Annotated in this window: 16 protein-coding genes, 1 tRNA gene and 1 pseudogene; 10 read left to right on the top strand and 8 right to left on the bottom strand. The window is 63.7% G+C overall.

The window, feature by feature from the left end; all coding sequences use genetic code 11:
* Positions 1-105 precede the first annotated feature (105 nt).
* A complete protein-coding gene (locus ACYQ5L_RS34020) occupies positions 106-1,572 on the top strand; it encodes a peptide MFS transporter (protein WP_459962305.1) in 1,467 nt (488 codons plus the stop codon).
* Here the strand turns inward: ACYQ5L_RS34020 and ACYQ5L_RS34015 are convergent.
* Positions 1,569-3,389, bottom strand: a complete 1,821-nt coding sequence (locus ACYQ5L_RS34015; RefSeq protein WP_459962304.1) for a vWA domain-containing protein — start codon at positions 3,387-3,389, stop codon at positions 1,569-1,571. The genes ACYQ5L_RS34020 and ACYQ5L_RS34015 overlap by 4 nt on opposite strands.
* A 232-nt stretch (positions 3,390-3,621) precedes the next feature.
* Between ACYQ5L_RS34015 and ACYQ5L_RS34010 the strand changes: the two genes are divergently transcribed.
* Together ACYQ5L_RS34010 and ACYQ5L_RS34005 are read left to right on the top strand one after the other, a co-directional pair.
* A tRNA-Leu gene (locus tag ACYQ5L_RS34010) sits at positions 3,622-3,695 on the top strand.
* A gap of 410 nt (positions 3,696-4,105) precedes the next feature.
* Positions 4,106-4,417, top strand: a complete 312-nt coding sequence (locus ACYQ5L_RS34005) for a hypothetical protein (protein ID WP_459962303.1) — start codon at positions 4,106-4,108, stop codon at positions 4,415-4,417.
* A gap of 108 nt (positions 4,418-4,525) precedes the next feature.
* Here ACYQ5L_RS34005 and ACYQ5L_RS34000 read toward each other — a convergent pair.
* Both ACYQ5L_RS34000 and ACYQ5L_RS33995 read right to left on the bottom strand, forming a co-directional pair.
* Positions 4,526-5,314 (bottom strand): annotated as a pseudogene (locus ACYQ5L_RS34000) (recombinase family protein); the annotation flags it as partial.
* A 296-nt stretch (positions 5,315-5,610) separates the two neighbouring features.
* Entirely contained in the window at positions 5,611-5,958 is a 348-nt protein-coding gene (locus tag ACYQ5L_RS33995) for a hypothetical protein (protein ID WP_459962302.1), read from the bottom strand.
* A 372-nt stretch (positions 5,959-6,330) separates the two neighbouring features.
* Between ACYQ5L_RS33995 and ACYQ5L_RS33990 the strand changes: the two genes are divergently transcribed.
* Positions 6,331-6,795: an NUDIX hydrolase gene (locus ACYQ5L_RS33990; RefSeq protein WP_459962301.1), complete on the top strand. Its 465-nt coding sequence runs from the start codon at positions 6,331-6,333 to the stop codon at positions 6,793-6,795.
* Between the two features lie 5 nt (positions 6,796-6,800).
* Complete coding sequence (locus tag ACYQ5L_RS33985; protein ID WP_459962300.1) at positions 6,801-7,727, top strand: carbohydrate kinase family protein; 927 nt, start codon at positions 6,801-6,803, stop codon at positions 7,725-7,727.
* On the opposite strand, the gene ACYQ5L_RS33980 is transcribed toward ACYQ5L_RS33985, so the two are convergent.
* The 3 genes from ACYQ5L_RS33980 to ACYQ5L_RS33970 are packed head-to-tail and all read right to left on the bottom strand — an operon-like array spanning position 7,724 to position 10,221.
* A complete protein-coding gene (locus tag ACYQ5L_RS33980; protein WP_459962299.1) occupies positions 7,724-8,395 on the bottom strand; it encodes a hypothetical protein in 672 nt (223 codons plus the stop codon). The genes ACYQ5L_RS33985 and ACYQ5L_RS33980 overlap by 4 nt on opposite strands.
* Before the next feature lie 6 nt (positions 8,396-8,401).
* On the bottom strand, positions 8,402-9,541 hold the full coding sequence (locus tag ACYQ5L_RS33975) for a radical SAM protein (protein WP_459962298.1): 1,140 nt from the start codon (positions 9,539-9,541) through the stop codon (positions 8,402-8,404).
* Positions 9,538-10,221, bottom strand: a complete 684-nt coding sequence (locus tag ACYQ5L_RS33970; protein ID WP_459962297.1) for an AAA family ATPase — start codon at positions 10,219-10,221, stop codon at positions 9,538-9,540. Before ACYQ5L_RS33970 ends, ACYQ5L_RS33975 begins: the two co-directional genes overlap by 4 nt.
* Before the next feature lie 188 nt (positions 10,222-10,409).
* On the opposite strand from ACYQ5L_RS33970, the gene ACYQ5L_RS33965 reads away from it, so the two are divergent.
* Entirely contained in the window at positions 10,410-11,825 is a 1,416-nt protein-coding gene (locus tag ACYQ5L_RS33965) for an NsdA family TPR-like regulatory protein (protein ID WP_459962296.1), read from the top strand.
* Complete coding sequence (locus ACYQ5L_RS33960; protein WP_459962295.1) at positions 11,822-12,727, top strand: phosphotransferase; 906 nt, start codon at positions 11,822-11,824, stop codon at positions 12,725-12,727. Before ACYQ5L_RS33965 ends, ACYQ5L_RS33960 begins: the two co-directional genes overlap by 4 nt.
* Positions 12,728-12,955: 228 nt before the next feature.
* Here ACYQ5L_RS33960 and ACYQ5L_RS33955 read toward each other — a convergent pair whose 3' ends face one another.
* On the bottom strand, positions 12,956-13,321 hold the full coding sequence (locus ACYQ5L_RS33955; protein WP_459962294.1) for a DUF397 domain-containing protein: 366 nt from the start codon (positions 13,319-13,321) through the stop codon (positions 12,956-12,958).
* A gap of 22 nt (positions 13,322-13,343) precedes the next feature.
* Positions 13,344-14,210: a helix-turn-helix domain-containing protein gene (locus ACYQ5L_RS33950; RefSeq protein ID WP_459962293.1), complete on the bottom strand. Its 867-nt coding sequence runs from the start codon at positions 14,208-14,210 to the stop codon at positions 13,344-13,346.
* Between the two features lie 164 nt (positions 14,211-14,374).
* Between ACYQ5L_RS33950 and ACYQ5L_RS33945 the strand changes: the two genes are divergently transcribed.
* The 3 genes from ACYQ5L_RS33945 (at position 14,375) to ACYQ5L_RS33935 (ending at position 15,610) form a co-directional block, all read left to right on the top strand.
* Positions 14,375-14,671: a hypothetical protein gene (locus tag ACYQ5L_RS33945; protein ID WP_459962292.1), complete on the top strand. Its 297-nt coding sequence runs from the start codon at positions 14,375-14,377 to the stop codon at positions 14,669-14,671.
* On the top strand, positions 14,668-15,030 hold the full coding sequence (locus ACYQ5L_RS33940) for a hypothetical protein (RefSeq protein ID WP_459962291.1): 363 nt from the start codon (positions 14,668-14,670) through the stop codon (positions 15,028-15,030). Before ACYQ5L_RS33945 ends, ACYQ5L_RS33940 begins: the two co-directional genes overlap by 4 nt.
* 286 nt (positions 15,031-15,316) lie before the next feature.
* Entirely contained in the window at positions 15,317-15,610 is a 294-nt protein-coding gene (locus tag ACYQ5L_RS33935; RefSeq protein WP_459962290.1) for a hypothetical protein, read from the top strand.
* Positions 15,611-15,787: the final 177 nt, after the last annotated feature.

The following is a 15,787-nucleotide window of genomic DNA, read 5'->3' as shown; positions in this document are numbered from 1 at the left end:
CGAATAGGAATCAACCTCACAACTTATGCCTGTGCTGGGCAACTGTGACATAGGTTAACGGCTGAGGTTGCTGTCAGATTGCCCCATATGGGAGGGTCTGGAGTTATGTCAGGAGTAGCGCAAAACGCGAAACCGGTCGACGAACGAACCCTGTTCGGACACCCCATCGGCCTCGCGAATCTGTTCGGTGTCGAGCTGTGGGAACGATTCTCGTTCTACGGCATGCTCACGATCCTCGGCTACTACCTGTACTACTCGGCCACCGAGGGCGGGCTGGAGTTGCCGAAGGCCACCGCCACCGGCATCGTCGGCGCCTACGGCGGCCTGGTCTACCTGTCCACCGTGCTCGGCGGCTGGATTGCCGACCGGGTGCTGGGCATGGAGCGCACGGTCTTCTACGGCGGCGTGATCGTCATGGCGGGCCATATCGCCCTCGCGGTCATTCCAGGTCTGGCCGGTGTGGCCGTGGGCCTGGTGCTGGTCGCGCTGGGCTCGGGTGCGTTGAAGGCCAATGCCTCCTCGTTGCTGGGCACGCTCTACGCCAAGGGCGACGCGCGCGCCGACGGCGGCTTCACGCTGTTCTATCTGGGCATCAACCTCGGCGCGTTCGCCGGCCCGCTGATCACCGGTCTGCTGCAGGACAAGGTCGGCTTCCACTACGGCTTCGGGGCGGCCGCCATCGGCATGGCGCTGGGCCTGACCCAGTACGTGGTGTTCCGCAAGAACCTCGGCGATCACGGCCGCGAGGTGCCGAATCCGCTGCCGCGCACCATGATCCCCCGGGTGCTGGCCGCGCTCGGCGCGGTGATCGTGGTGGTCGCCATCGCCTGGGCGACCAAGCTGCTGACGCTGGCCAATCTGCCCGATGTCACCACCGGCGTCATCGTGGTGGCCTCCATCGCGTACTTCGCGGTCATGCTGACCAGCCCCCTGGTGGACACCACCGAGCGCAGCCGGGTCCGCGCCTTCATTCCGCTGTTCATCGCGAACGCCGTGTTCTGGTCGCTGTTCCAGCAGATGTTCACGGTGCTGGCGGTGTACTCCGACGAGCGGGTCGACTGGAATGTCTTCGGCTGGACCGCGCCGTCGAACTGGATCGGGTCCATGGAGCCGGTCTGGATCATCGCGCTGTCGCCGCTGTTCGCCATCATGTGGACGCGCCTGGGCAATCGCGCGCCCAGCACGCCGCGCAAGTTCGCGCTCGGCGTGATCGGCATGGGCATCGCGTTCATGCTCTTCGCGCTGTTCTCCGGGACCGAGGGCAAGACGGTGCCGATCCTGTTCGTCTTCGTGGTACTCGGCGGCTTCGCGATCTCCGAGCTGCTGCTCTCGCCCATCGGCCTGGCGGTCACGACCAAGCTGGCGCCCAATGCCTTCCGCGCGCAGATGATGGCGCTGTACTTCTTCTCCGTCGGCATCGGCACCTCGATGTCGGGTGTGCTGTCGAAGTTCTACTCCGAGGAGCACGAGCTCGCGTACTTCGGCATCACCGGTCTGGTGACCATCGCGGTGGGCGCGATCGTGCTCGGTATCGCGCCCTGGGTGACCCGCCACATGGAGGGCGTGCACTAACCCTTTCCGCGGGTGCGGACGACGAGATTGCCGAGCACGCCGAGGGCGATCACGAATACCGCCGCGCCGCCGAGCAGTGTCCACACCGCCGCCGAGCTGCCGTCCCGGTGCTCGGCGGCGGTGTTCTCCGTCCGGGGGCCGGTGGAGTCGTCGCCGCTGAGCGTATTGCTCTTCGCCGCGTTCTGCGCATAGACCGGGCCGGGTTCGGCCTGGCCCACCACCTGCACATCGAGGCGGATCGGCACCGGCGGGGTATCCGAATCCTCGCGCGGCAGGCCGAGTTTCACCGCGATGTAATACCAGCCCGCCATGGCCTGGTCGCGGGCGTCGAACACCTTGCCGTCGCGGTTGTGATACCGGATGGGGTAGGTGGACAGCGCCTTGTTCGCCGGTAGATCCAGTTCGCTGCCGGTGTAGGCGTGGGTATCGCTCGCCACTTCTTCCAGCAGCGGTGAGTAGATCGCGGTGTGGACATTGGCGATGGTCTCGAGCCCGGACCGCCCGATCGAGTCGTAGTGCACGCGATAGGCCAGCGCCTGACCCCAGTCCAGCTTCACCTTGTAGAACACCAGCTCGCCGTATCGCAGGGCATCGGTGTAGACACCGGAACCGTCGAGCGTGGCGGCCACGGTGAACGACCCGCCGCCGACGACCGGCACGGCGGCGCCGGTGGGGGTGGTGTACTCCGGCACGGCGCCCACCTCCTCCGGCCCGCCGCTTCCGGCGAGTGCGGGTTCGATTCCCACCAGCAGCTCCATCGGCATCCGCTCCAGCGCTCCTTCCGACGCCTGCGCCCACTGCGCGGTGAAGTAGTACCGCCCCGCCCCGAAACATCCCGGCGGCCCGGAATTTTCACCGGCGCCCGCGAATGTGAGCGTCGCGGTCAGCGCCTCCCCATCACTGGACCTGGTGACGAATTCCGATTCGTACTTATTGCAGTCCTCCCCGTTCGCCCCGTATGCCCGCAATTCCAGCCGATTCAGATCCTCCAGAATCCCGACATCATTGCGCCGCGGAAACGACAGCGCCGCCGTGAAATACACGGTGGCCCCCGCCGGCGCGTCTACACCGTAGAACCGCTTCTCGCCGCGCCCAATGGTGTCCAGATACTGTCCCGGCTGTGTCACCACCGGCGCGTCACCATAATTCGCGGCGCCGGCTATAGGCGTCCCCGCCGCCTCGTAATTCCGCAGCGCCGCCGCACTGATCCGCGGCAGCACCTGCTCGAGCGTCTTCCCGTCCGCCGCATCGCTATAAGTCCCCCCGGTGGCCTGCGCCAGACACGTCAACTGCACCCGCGACTTCTCATCCACCCCGAACCCGATGGCGTGCACCACCAGATCCGTCCCCTCCTCCTTCAACTGCCGCGCCACCTCGCACGGGTCCGGCGGCGCACAGGTGTCCTCCCCATCCGACACCAGCACGATCGACCGCGGTCCCTCCTGCGGCAGCGCCTCCGCCGCCTTCCGCAACGCGGCCCCGATGGGCGTAAACCCCTGCGGCGTCACCCCATCCACCGCCGCCGTCAGCGCCCCCCGATCCAATGTCCCCGCCTCGTGCAACACGCTGACATCCCGGCACCCCGCTGCCTGCTCCGCCGCCGAGGACCCGGTCCCGGTCCCGTACACGGCCAGCCCCACCTTCGATTCCGCGGGCGCCGTCGCCACGAACCCCCGCACCGCGCTCTTGGCCGCATCCATCTTGGTCCCGCCCGCCGGGTCCTCCGCCAGCATCGACCCGGAAGCATCCAGCACCACCATTGTCGGCGCGTACCGATCCCCCACCGCCGCTCCCGCCACGCCAATGGTCAATGACACAATTGCGCCACCAATAACCAACCCTGCCAAGCTTTTCCGAACGCAATCCTTCATCACCCGCGAACGTACCGCCACGCCCAGAGCCCCCCGATATCAAAGAGACGCAGATCACACCCCCTTAAAACAAACCCGCCATTTTTCTGCGCATCACCCCCACCCCGCCCACCCCCTACAGAATTCACCCCCGAGGTGATTCCAGCACGACCGTACGGCTCGGTACTCTGACCGAGGCGCCCCCGTAGCCCAATTGGCAGAGGCAGCGGACTTAAAATCCGCACAGTGTCGGTTCGATCCCGACCGGGGGCACGTACAGCATCTACAACAGTTGCGCCCGGTCGTTGACCGGGCGTTTCCGTTGTCGTGGCGTTGGTGTCCCCGACAATCGTGGCCGCGTGGGCGATGGCGGGGACACGGTCGGCGGGCAGGGTGATGGTGATGGTGGCGCGGGTGGCGTTGTCGTGTAGATGGATTGAGAGCTGGGTGGTCTCGAACAGGCGCTGAAGCAACCTCTCGGGCGCGTTATTGAGGTTGAGCCGGAGATAGGGCAGGGCATCCAGCAGTGCGACGTCCGTGTCGGCGGGGCGGCCGGGCTCAGCTTGATCGGCCGCCTCAAGTTGAGCAATCTCGCTGGCTGCTGCCGATTTCTCGGTCTCAAGCTCGTTGTAGGTGTTGCGCAGTGCCCTGGTGAATGGGTCGTCGGGTTCGCCGTCTTGTGCTTGGCGCAGAACGGCGCTCTGGCGGCGGGCCAGGTCGTTCACAGTTCGTTGGAGCCGTTCGCGGTCGGCTTGTCGTTGTCTGGCGGCTCGGTCGTCGATCCCCTCGATATCCGCAGTGAGCAGCTCGTGGCGGAGCGGGCCGAAGACGCGGTCGGCGTAGAACTGCGAGACTGCGTCGAGTACGGCGTCTTCACGGATGTAGATCGTCTTGGGGTGACCGGCGTACTTGTCGGGGCGGCCACGGTTGTTCCCGCGCGGCCAGCATTGGTAGTAGAGATGCCCACGGCGCTCGGTTCCGTTCATGCGCCTTGAGCATTCGCAATGAAGTCGGCCTCGGAAGGCGTAGTTATGGATGGTCAACGGGTGCGAGTTCTTGTCGCTACCGTCTCGGGATCCGCGTCGGGCCTGGCGGCGGCCGAGCAGTTCGTCGTACATCCACTTGGGGATCAGCGGTTCATGTGCGGGTTCAGTGGACCATACCCACTTCATCGGATCGTTCACCTTGCCGTGCCGTGAGCGGGACGCACGGCGGTTGAATACCTGATATCCGGTGTACTTCGGATTCGACAAGATCTCGTACACGCTGGTCTTGCCCCACGCGCGGCGTGCCCGACTTGGGATGCACGGTTCTGGGGGTGGGTATTTGGCCGGGTCCGCGTTGAGTCGTTCGGCGATGGTGTCGTAGCCCAAGCCCTCGTAGTAGCGCCACATCGCGATCTGGGTCACGGTCTCACCGCGGACTCCATCGGGTTCGAGTCGCGACTTAGTTTGTGCGCGAGCGGCTTTCGTCGGATTGGGATGGCGGAATGACTTTGCCTTGTACCCGTACGGTGGTTTGCCGATGTTCCAGCCTTCGCGCACATGGGTGCACAGCCCACCCCAGGATTGCTCGAGGGTGTTGAGGACTTCGTACTCGGCCACCGACTGGTTGATGCGGCGCTGAAGGATCCGTTGCGCGCGACTTCCGCTGATCGTGATCGGCTCGTTGGCCGCGAACAGCGGCACCTCGACCCTCTCCAGCTCCCGCTCGATCGACAGACCTTCATACGTGCGACGTGCGACACGGGACACGGACTCGCAGATGACGACATCGAACCTGCGATTGGGATGCTTGGATTCCTCGAGCAGATCGGCGATACCACCGTCGCGGGCGATCGGGATGTCGAACCGCTCGTAGTTGGTTCCGTGTCCGCGTTCCTCCAACTCCATCCGGCCGGACTCGACATCGTAGTAATGCGCGACGATCACCCAAGGTTCGGGGATCGCGGTCTTGGAGTTGCCGAGCTGGCGAAGTATCGATTGGCGCGGGTCCTGCTGATCCTCGGTGGAGGTGCGGCCGAGGAAGGCTACCCGGACCTCGTCCCGCAGCAGCGCGACTGGCATACCGAGCGGAGAAACGGCGTAGTCCGACAGCCCCGAAGGCCCCGACGCCGGTGCTGCACCAGGTGGCAGCGTTCGACGCATTAAGGCTGGCTGGGGTGGATTGACCGTGATGTCGTCCTCGTTCATGCTGCCGCCTCCCCATTCTCCACGAATTCTCCACCGTCTCGCTCTCCGGCGGCCCATTCGAGTAATTCACGGATAATGTCGGCAAGTTCATCGCGCAAACGATCTGCTTCAGGTCCATGAATATTGACGATGCGACCGGAAAACCGGCAGTTCTGCCTATGATTTTTCAATTTCTGATCGTATATCCATGGCGTACCAGAATTCGATATTCGCGCAACGTGGCCACGGTCGTTATTGGAAGCGTCATACGAGCAACGTGAATAGTTGTCGTTTGCCATCTCCTCACCGTGGTTGGTGCCGTGGAGATGGGTGTGGCGAGGAGTCGGCGCTTCGTCTGCGTTCATGGGGCGCTCCCGGGGCGTCAGAGGATCCGGACGCAGCTTTAGCTGCCAATTGACCCCCCTAATGCGACATCCGCATTTTCTGTGCCCGGTGACGCCATACGCAGCCGAAACGCCACACAGCTTCGGTCAGAGGTGGGAGTTCAGCCCAGATGTGGACATTCGGTGCGCGCCATCATCCCCGCAGCTCCGGACCCGAGTCGCGGTCTGCTCGGTGAAGTGCCATGCCGATAGCTATGCCGGGGCGTCGTCGCCGGGTATGTATCCGACGCATAATCAGCCGCTCGAAAGGGCACTACGCTCGGTGCGCTCGACACAGTTCCTCCGGATAGTCCAGCTCAACGCGCACGAGAAGCCTTCGAAAGGGGAGTGGTTGTGGACACGGCAATCGAGCCGAGCCAGGTCGCAAGGCCGCCGCGTCACAAGGTGACTGGCGATGTGCACCTACTGTTGCGTCGCAATGACCAGGTGCTGTTCGGGCAGCGCCAGAACACGGGGTACGAGGACGGAGCGTGGCATCTCCCGTCCGGGCACCTTGAGGCAAACGAATCGGTCGTCGAGGCTCTAATCCGGGAAGCCGACGAGGAAGTTGGTGTCCGTATCATGGCCGAGGAAGTGCGTTTCGCCCACATCATGCACAACTCCTCTTCGGGTGGGCGGATGGCCTTCTTCTTCCTCGTCGATAATTGGGACGAGGAACCGGTCAACAGAGAGCCGGACAAATGCAGTGGGCTGGAGTGGTTTTCGCTCGATGCGCTGCCTGAACACCTGATCGGATACTGCCGGACCGCGCTGGGTCACATCGCTGCGGACGAGCCGTTCTCGGTATTCGGCTGGTAGCTCGCATGACCACGCAAGACAGGCCGGTGGTTTGCGTCAGTTACCTGGCGGCGGCCGAACTGTGGAGCGTGCCGAAGTTCCCCGTTCGGAACCACGGAGCCGAAATCCTGACCACCGAGGAGTCCATCGCTGCGGACGGCCCTATGACGGCTGCAGTTCTAGCGGCGTTGGGCGTGTCCACTCTCCTGGTAGCCAACAGGATTGGCGACGATGACATGGGCGGGCGAGTCGGTCGCTGGCTACAGCAGCACGACGTGCCCACAACTGCTGTAGTCAGCACCGATGTCACTACCCCGAGGGTCGTCGTGGTCGCCGACGGAAACGACACGCGAACCTGGTTCGCGCACCTACCCGGCGTCACCGACGAGTTGCGCGATTGCGACCTTTCCTCGATCAGCACAGCGTCGATGATCTACCTCGATGCGTATGAGCTCATCGAAGCCGGAGCGATCCGCGTGGTCAGAGCTGCGCGGGACTGCGGCACCGAGCTGCTGGTCAATCTCGGCGGCTCGCCGCTGTCGAACGCATTGCGCACCGAATTGATCGGATACCGGAATCTGATCATCCAAACCAACGTCGACGACGAATCTCGCAGCAGCGTGCCGACTGTGACCAGGCGACTGCTGACGGAGACATGTGCGAAGTGGGTGGTCGTGACGGCCGGCGCTTTCGGTGCCAGCGCCGCGAGCAGGGAGCGCGTCGTCACGACACCAGCCTTTCGAGTGAATGTTCGCCATACGCACTGCGCTGGCGCGGCTTTCTCCGGTGGCCTGATTTATGGGCAGCGAATGGGCGTATCGATCGAGCAGTCTCTGCGGCTCGGGGCAGCGAGTGGGGCGCTCCGGTGCACTCGGCACCAGAACGCCCCGCTTCCAACACTGCTGGAGCTGGAGTCGGTGATCGCGTCGCTGGCGCGAACCTCCTCGAACTAGAAGAGCTCCCAGCTTTTCAGCTGAGCGATAACTTCCTGAAGCCTCGGCGGGGTCATTCGCTTTTGCGCTGCCTCCGTTGGGGATTCTGTGCCAGCCCCGTATTGCCACCATGCTTCGCCGGTGTCGCGGTCGCTGACCACGAAACGATCTTTCACTGCGGGCCCGCGGACGACCAGGCTCACGGTGTCGGGCTGCGCGACGACAGCGTGCACCATCGTGTGGTGCAGGGCATAGGTGCCGCCGACTGGTTCTTCTCGTGCTTGCAGCACAGGCAGTTTCGTGGGGTCGAGTTGGTCGTCGATCTCGGCATTGCCGAACAGGTAATGCCGGTATTGCCCGCGCAGGATGCGGCTGGCGTAGGACCAGCGGTGGTTGTGCGGGCGGTCGTAGTACCCGGGCAAGAACAGGTGCAGGCGGATGCGGACGCCGGACGCGTCGTCGCTGAACAGCACGAGCTTGTCGAGGATGTCGTAGTGCTCGCACAGCTCCAGTAAGTCGGGGCGGTTGGGCAGGTCGTTGAGGCGGGCGCGAATGATTCCGCGCTCGGCGGCGATGACTTCGAAGAACTCGAATGCGGCCCTTTCTACTTCGTCGATGTCGTTCCAGTCGATGCCGCAGAGGGCTGTCGCGGCGAGATCCAGACCTTCGGCGATGTTCGTGTCGTACATGGGTTTTCACTCCTCTGGCTTGGCGCTGGATTTCCACAGGCGGCACACCGGGACGATGCCGGGGTAAGCGCTGCATGATGACGCGCCCATCACGAGTTCCTCGGCCGGGCAGCCGCCCATGCAGGCGCTGGCCTTGCAGCCACCACAGCTGGACTCGGTGAGCACACTTGTGAACAGTTCGAATTCGTTGGGGCCGTGGTTGAGCTGGACCTGACCGTCGGTCATCTGGGCGTAGTTCATCTTCGTGTCGAACAGGTAGCTGCACACATATGCACGGCCATCGGGGAAGATCGAGATCCGGTCCAGTGTCCGGCCGATGCAGCCTGCATAGCCCTCGCGCGCGTGCCGTTCAATCTGGTCGCGGCGAACGTAGGTGGGTTGGTACCAGACGCGAGTCCTGTAGTCGGGCGCGACCTGATTGAGCTTGTCGCAGAACGCAACCCACTCCGGCGGAGTCATGGCCATCTCGGGATTTCCGTGACCGGTACCGATGGTGCTGAACACGTGGAATTTCACCAGGCTGACGTTCAGGTCGTCGGCGAGGTCGAGCAGCTGGAGCACGTCGGACTCGTTGGCCTTGTTGACCGTGCAGATGATCCGTGTGTCGAACCCGCGCTCGGTTAGCTCGGTCGTCGTGGCCATCGCGGTGTCGAAGGTATTGGGTCCGCGCACGGCATCGTGGGTGGTCTTGCTGCCGCCATCGAGGCTCACCTGGACGTATGCGAAGTCCGCCGCCTCCATCTGCCGGAACTTCTTGGCCGCCGGCAGCTGAGCATTCGTCGTGGTGATGACGTCCTCGTAGCCGAGCTTGCCCGCCGCACGGATTGCGTCGACGAAGTACGGGTGCAAGGTGGGCTCGCCGCCAAGGATCGTCACCTTGCTTCCGCCCAGCTTCCGCCACGTCCGGAGCCAGTCGACGATTTGCGGCAGATCGAGCTTCATCGCCCGTTCGAGGCGTTCGCCCATGTAGCAGTGCTCGCAACGCAATTGGCAGGCTTCGGTGATGTAGAGGTAGACGTTGCGGAACCGGCCGTACTTGATGGGGTCAATGCGCTCTGGTTCGGGCATGCTGATGCGCCTTGGCATCCGGGCGTGGCCATAGCTGTCGGCGCGGACCGAGGGCGTGGGAAGTGAAACGAATGTCATTGAACTGCACTCCGTGAAATGAGCAGGGGAGCAAGAAGATTCGCCGCACCCTCGATCGTCGTGGTGGTGTCCAGGTTGGTGACCTCGACACCGCGTTCGACGAAGGCGGTGCGGATGCCGACGGCGGCGTTCTGGTAGCGCTGGTGCCGTGCCCGCGACAGCCGTGGCGAATCCCCTCGGCGCGGGTGGAGCACGCCATCGCATCGCGAGCACGACCAGATGTCGTCGGCCTTCGGGATTGCGGGCAGCCTTGGATCCGAGATGGGGTCCCGCTCGCAGCGGTGGCAGACCTTCCGGTTCTGTGCCCGCTGCTTCAGCGTGCGTGCATCGGTATGAACCTCGACAGCTTCGACGCGGCAGGGCGGATCGAATTCCTCCAGCACAGAGAGCAATTGGCCCACTTGGTCAGCCGAGCCGGGAAAGTTGTCCATCAGCACGGTGTGCGCTTCGGGGTCGCCGAACACGCCCTGGAAGTAGTCTCGGAGCGCCGCTTCAACTGTGGGGTCGTCGATCCACCCCAATCGCTCACTGCTGCCAGCGGTTGCCGACAGGACGGTGTGCGGTACGTGCTCTCGGAGACGGAAGACCCGCCTCCCATCCTCTCCGCCGAGCACCATGGTGAGCGTGGTCTTGCCTGCGGCCGGCGGTCCGAACAGCGGAACTACCAGTAAAAGTGCCACGGCCTGCTCCTTCCTCTACGCGATTTCGGACCGTCCAAGCGTCCGGCGAATGTGGAGGTCAAACCATGGCGGAAGCCGAGGTGGCGATATGCATCGAACGCATACCCGCCCGGCCCGGAGCGTGGTAGCTTCCGCAGATCAGGGAGATCGAGGGGGTCGACGCCCCAAAATCAAGCCGGAGTAGTCGCATGAAGCGAACGCCGCAGCCCCGGCGCTATTGCGCGCGATGCGGTGCCGGGCTCAACCAGTACAACGACGAAACGCTGTGCGGCGCTTGCGCGTATCGCATGCTGGAGCCGCCGGATCTACCCATGGACTTCTGGCTGAGTGACCAGATGCACGACGCGCTGTCCACCTGGCACATGGGCCGTGTCCTCTATGCCTACCGCACGCACCCATTCCACGGCCGTCCGCTCGCACAGGAGATGGTCGCCGGATGGCTGTCGCTCACCCAGGGGCAGCTCAGCAGGCTCGAGAGCGGGACCGCGCCGGAACAGCTGAGCAAGCTCCGGCACTGGGCCGAGACCCTCAAGATCCCCGGCGATCTTCTGTGGTTCAAGCTGCCGAAGCGAAACGCCGATACTCTCGACGACGTGGACCGCCAGGCATTTCTTCGAACCGCGGCAGTGGTCACCCTCGCCCCACGAGCGCTGCTGGACCTGATCGGCACCCTCGGATCGACACCCATCCCGACCACCGTCGGGCAAGAGGAGATCGAAGATCTTCGGGCAGCCGCCAAACAGATCAGTTCATGGGATGCCGCTGAAGGCCGCGGGCTCGTCAGGGAGGCGGTACTCGCGCAGCTGCGGTACGCGGTGCGACTCCTCGACGCCAACGCCACGCCCAGCGATAAGGCAGAACTTCAGTCGGCGGTCGGATTTCTCAGCCACACAGCCGGATTCATGGCCTTTGACCGGTATGAGCACAACGACGCGAACACATGGTTCGCGCTGGCTCTGGGCTGTGCGGAGAAGTGCGGAGACTGGAACCTCCGCGCGAAAGTGCTCTCGTCGATGGCGCGGCAATCGATCTGGTGCGGCGATGCGGACGAGGGACTGATATCGGTTGAGAAGGCATTCGTCAGGTCCGACCGGCTGACCGCCACCGAACGAGCGATGCTGCACACGACCAAAGCACGTGCGTTGGCAAAGCTCGGCCGCGTGCAGGACACCCTCACCGAAATCGGCCGAGCCGATGAAGAATTTGCCCACACGAACCCGGCCAACGACCCCGCATGGATGAAGTACTACGACCTGGCCCAGCACTCCGGCGACACCGGCCACGCTCTCTATGACCTCGCCATCGCCGGCCAGTTCGCCAGCGAAGCACGGAACCGCCTTTCCGCTGCAGTCAACGGCCACACCGACGCATTCCGGCGGTCGCGAGCCATTTCGGGAATCAAACTGTCCTCGCTGGTCATGGCTGTCGGTGACCCCCAGGAAGCAGCGGCCGTCGCGGATCATGCGCTCAAGGACGCCAAACACTTGAGCAGTCGTCGCGCCGAAGACGATCTGAGGGATCTTCACCGGCTCGCGAAATTCCACACGCACCAGCCCGCAGTGGCCGATCTGACCGACCGCATCGAAGGACTCGTCACCGTATGACGCCCGAGACCTTTACCGATTCGCCCGAGGCAATCCTGCGTACTGCGTGCGCCCGCGCAGGCGTCGACTCCGATGGTGCAGTCATCCTTCATCGCAGTGAGAACGTCATCTATAGGCTTCCCGGCGGGATCGTGGCCCGGGTGGCTCGTCCGGGCCAGCAGGCTGCGGCGCTGCGAGAGGTGGAAGTCGCTCGCTGGCTCGAGTCCGTGGGGATGCCAGCGGTGTGCGCCGTTCCGGATATCGAGCAGCCGGTCGTCGTCGAAGAGCAGGCGGTGACGTTCTGGACCGAGCTCCCCCCACACAGGCATGGCACCCCCACTGAGGTGGCTGTGGCGCTGCGGAAGCTGCACTCTTTGCCTCCGCCGGTGGACCTCGACCTTGGCACCCTGGACCCATTCGTCCGTCTCGACAAGCGAATCGACGGCGCGACCACCATCTCTGCGGACGACCGGGCTTGGATGCGTGAACACCTGGCCCAGCTGAGAGAACGGTGGACACAGCTACCGCCTGGGCTGCCTTGGTGCGTGGTGCACGGCGACGCGTGGGTCGGGAACGTTGTCGCCACCGATGCTGGTGACATCGTCCTGCTTGATTTGGAGCGTACGTCCATCGGACCGCCGGAGTGGGACACCGTCCACACTGCGATCAAATTCAAGACGCTTAGCCAGATCAGCGCGGACGAGTACCAATCCTTCTGCGACGTCTACGGACACGACGTCACCACCTGGACGGGATACGAACTCCTGCGCGACCTCCGCGAATTCCGGATGACCACCATGGCAGCGCAAACCGCCGTCACCATCCCTGCTGACAGAGAACAGGCCAATCATCGAATCGCCTGCCTCCGAGGGAAACTCGGACCGAGGCCGTGGTCCGGGTGGCGGGCCGTGCCATCACAGTGAGATCGTGATAGGCCAAACCGAACGAGTGTGGTTCAACCCCTCGTACCTGGAGCCGAACGGACACCGCGCGGGACTCCGCACCCCTTGATGCAGCAGACTGGGAACCAATTCACCTCGACTGCAGCCGATTTCACGAGTATTCCCTATTGCTAACCAGTGCCGCCGTTGCCATCGTCGGGCGGCTCAGGGCTCACCTACCCCGGGGTTACCCAGCAGCGGATCTCGTTCTCAGACCGCGACGAAGCCGTTCGACTTGATCGCCGCGATGAATGCGTTCCATTCCTCGACCGTGTAGCTGAGCTGAACGCCGAACTGGTCCGAAACGGTTGCGCTGCCGTCGTCATGGAGCTGGATACGAACTTCTGCCGGAGAAAAACTTCCTTCTGTAACCGCGGCAAGGAAGGTCTGCCACTGGTCTGCCGGGAGGCAGATCACCGGCTGTTCGTCGATTCGATTTTGCGGGTCGCGGCGGTACTTGCTGTCCCGCAAGGCGACTACGGCACCAACGAAGGCGACCTCAACGCAGGCGCTTCCATCCTGGCTGAGTGCGCTTTTTCGCCACTGCGCGGTGCCGAAGTCCGGGTTGGTGCTCATACAGGACAGGTTACCTTTCACATCAGGGCTGCGGCTCTATCAGACGGGTGACCAGCTTCGCCGACTTCGTTGGACTGAGGGCTACCGCGGCCAGTCTGGAGAACTGATCCATGTAGCTGCGGATCTGACGGCGGTCCTCGACGAAGATCTGGCCGGCCATGGTGTCGAGGTAGACGACCTCAGGCCCATCGGCGCCAGCGAATTCCAGTAGTGCGAACGAGCCCCGAAGGCCGGGATGCCCGCCCGAGTCGTACGGGATCACCTGCAGCGTCACATGCGGAAGCGCCGCGATCTCGATCAGTCGCCGCTGCTGTGCGCGGGTGATCTCTGGAGAGCCCACGATGCGGTGTAGCGCAGGTTCATCGATGATGACCCACGACTTCAGCGCTCGCGCACCGTTGAGGCGCTGCTGCCTGTCGAGTCGGGAGCGGACCTGGCTCTCGATGGTGTCGGCACTGAGATCGGGGGAGATTTCGGCGATCAGTGCCCGCGCATAGTCCTCGGTCTGCAGCAGGCCAGGGATGACCAGTGGTTCGAATGCCCGAAGCTGCTCGGCTTCGTCTTCGAGGCTGATGTAGATGTTGTAGGGCTCAGGCAGATCCGCGTGATACGGCAGCAACAGGCCGCGTTTAGCTGAGTCCTTGAACAGGCGATTCAGCAGGCCCCGTTTACCTTCATCGGCTTGATACAGATCCATCAGCGCCAGCAGGGTCCGTTGCTGAGGTCGGGTCTGTGCCTCCTCGATCCGGAACAGGGTGGCTTCGTTGATCTTGGTAGCCGCCTGGACCTGCTGACGGGTAAGTCCTGCGGCTTCCCTCAACTCGAGCAGCTCGGTTGCCAGCCGACGGAGATGGATGCCAGCGATGCGCTGAGGCGGCGATTGGCTCACAGGGCACAGTGTCTTCGATCGGTGCAGTAAAAACAAGCTACGCGTGCGCCAATTAGGAAAATGCATACATTGCGTTTTATAGGTTTGCGGGGCACCATGGGTTCACGGCGTGACAACCATCACGGAAAACGTGCCTGTCAGGCTTCTGGAGGGAGCGGCGAGCAATGACCATTCAGGTGATCGAGTCACTGATTACAAGCGATCAGACCGAGCATCGCGCCCGCTCGGTTGGACAGGGCGGATGGGTGGTTTCATGGCTACCCGGCCGCACCATCACCACGGAACAGGCGGTGGCAGCGATTCAGCTGGCCGAAGCGGTCAGTGTGCTGGCGGTCCTGGCCAGCATCCTGGGACTCCCCCCGTGCGAAGCCGTCGGCAAAGCGATTCTCGACTTCCGTGCGGTCGACGTCCAGACGGTGTCGGCACTTGAACCCCATGCTCAGGTCGAGGCGACGCGATGACCGGCGCTACCTGTGGGCGGCGACCTTGGGCGTACGCGCTGCTTCGCACAGACAAGTCCGAACGACTTGAGTCCGACGAAACCAATCGCATCGGCGGCCTGGCTGAGCGCCTCGGATTCGAGTTGCGCGGGCGGCTGGCCACCGACTCCGATGCCGAATTCGCCGCTCTGTTCGCCACCTTCGAACTGTCGGGGATAACGGCGCTGCTGGTTCCTTCGGTGCTGCACATCACGGGATGGATGAACGTTGTTCTCGACTACGTCGATGTATGGACGCTCGACCCCGAGGGGAGATGGCCACGTCACTCCACGCCCGGAATCACGACCGCGTTTCTCCCCGGCCTGGGCGGCAACCGATGACAACCCACGTAAACCTGCATCTACACCTGGAGTTCGGTCCGCTGATTCTGGATTTCCAGGGCGGTCAGGAACAAGTCTCTGAGGTTGCCGCTGAACTGTCCGCCACCGGCTTGGCGGTCACGGTGACCGTTGACACCCGGGTTGCGCCAGAGATGCCGAAACTCCCCTGTTCCTGGCTCTGGGATGAACCCGACCGCACGTCGATTTCGCACACCGTGAGGACCGGCCCTGATCAGGGCCGGTCCGTTCTGTTTTCAGAGGTAGCTCCACGAATAGGAGAGTTGTGATGATTACGCTCGTGATGTTCCTGTCCGGGGTGGGGTTGGGCGGGGCTCTGGTGTGGGCGCTGGTGTCCTATACGCCGCTGAGTCCCGTCTCGTCGGCGCTTCCGGAGAATGCGGTGCCGGTTCAGCGCATCTTCGCTCGGCTCGAACGTGAAGGTCTCAAGACCGCCCGCTCGTCGGTAGCAGGGGCCGCTGGACGGCGGAGTGGAGCTGGGCCGAGGCCGATGTCGGTGCTGAATAGTGCGGCCCGGCCATCGATCCATGAGGTCGCCGCTGTGCGTGCGACCGACTTCTAGTTTCTCCCGTACCGAAAGACGGAGCCTGCGATGTCTGCTCCCATGCTCGCGTTCTCTCACATGTTTGTCCACGCTGACGGTCCGCTGGCCGAGTTCCTCTGTGATGTAGAGCTATTGGGTTTGACGCCCCGACGTGCGCAGATCTTGTACGCCCTCCACGACGACCATCCCCGCAAG

The organism is Nocardia sp. IFM 10818 (assembly GCF_054655275.1).
Note: the sequence above shows the minus strand (reverse complement) of the source record. Positions and strands in the feature narration are given on the sequence as shown.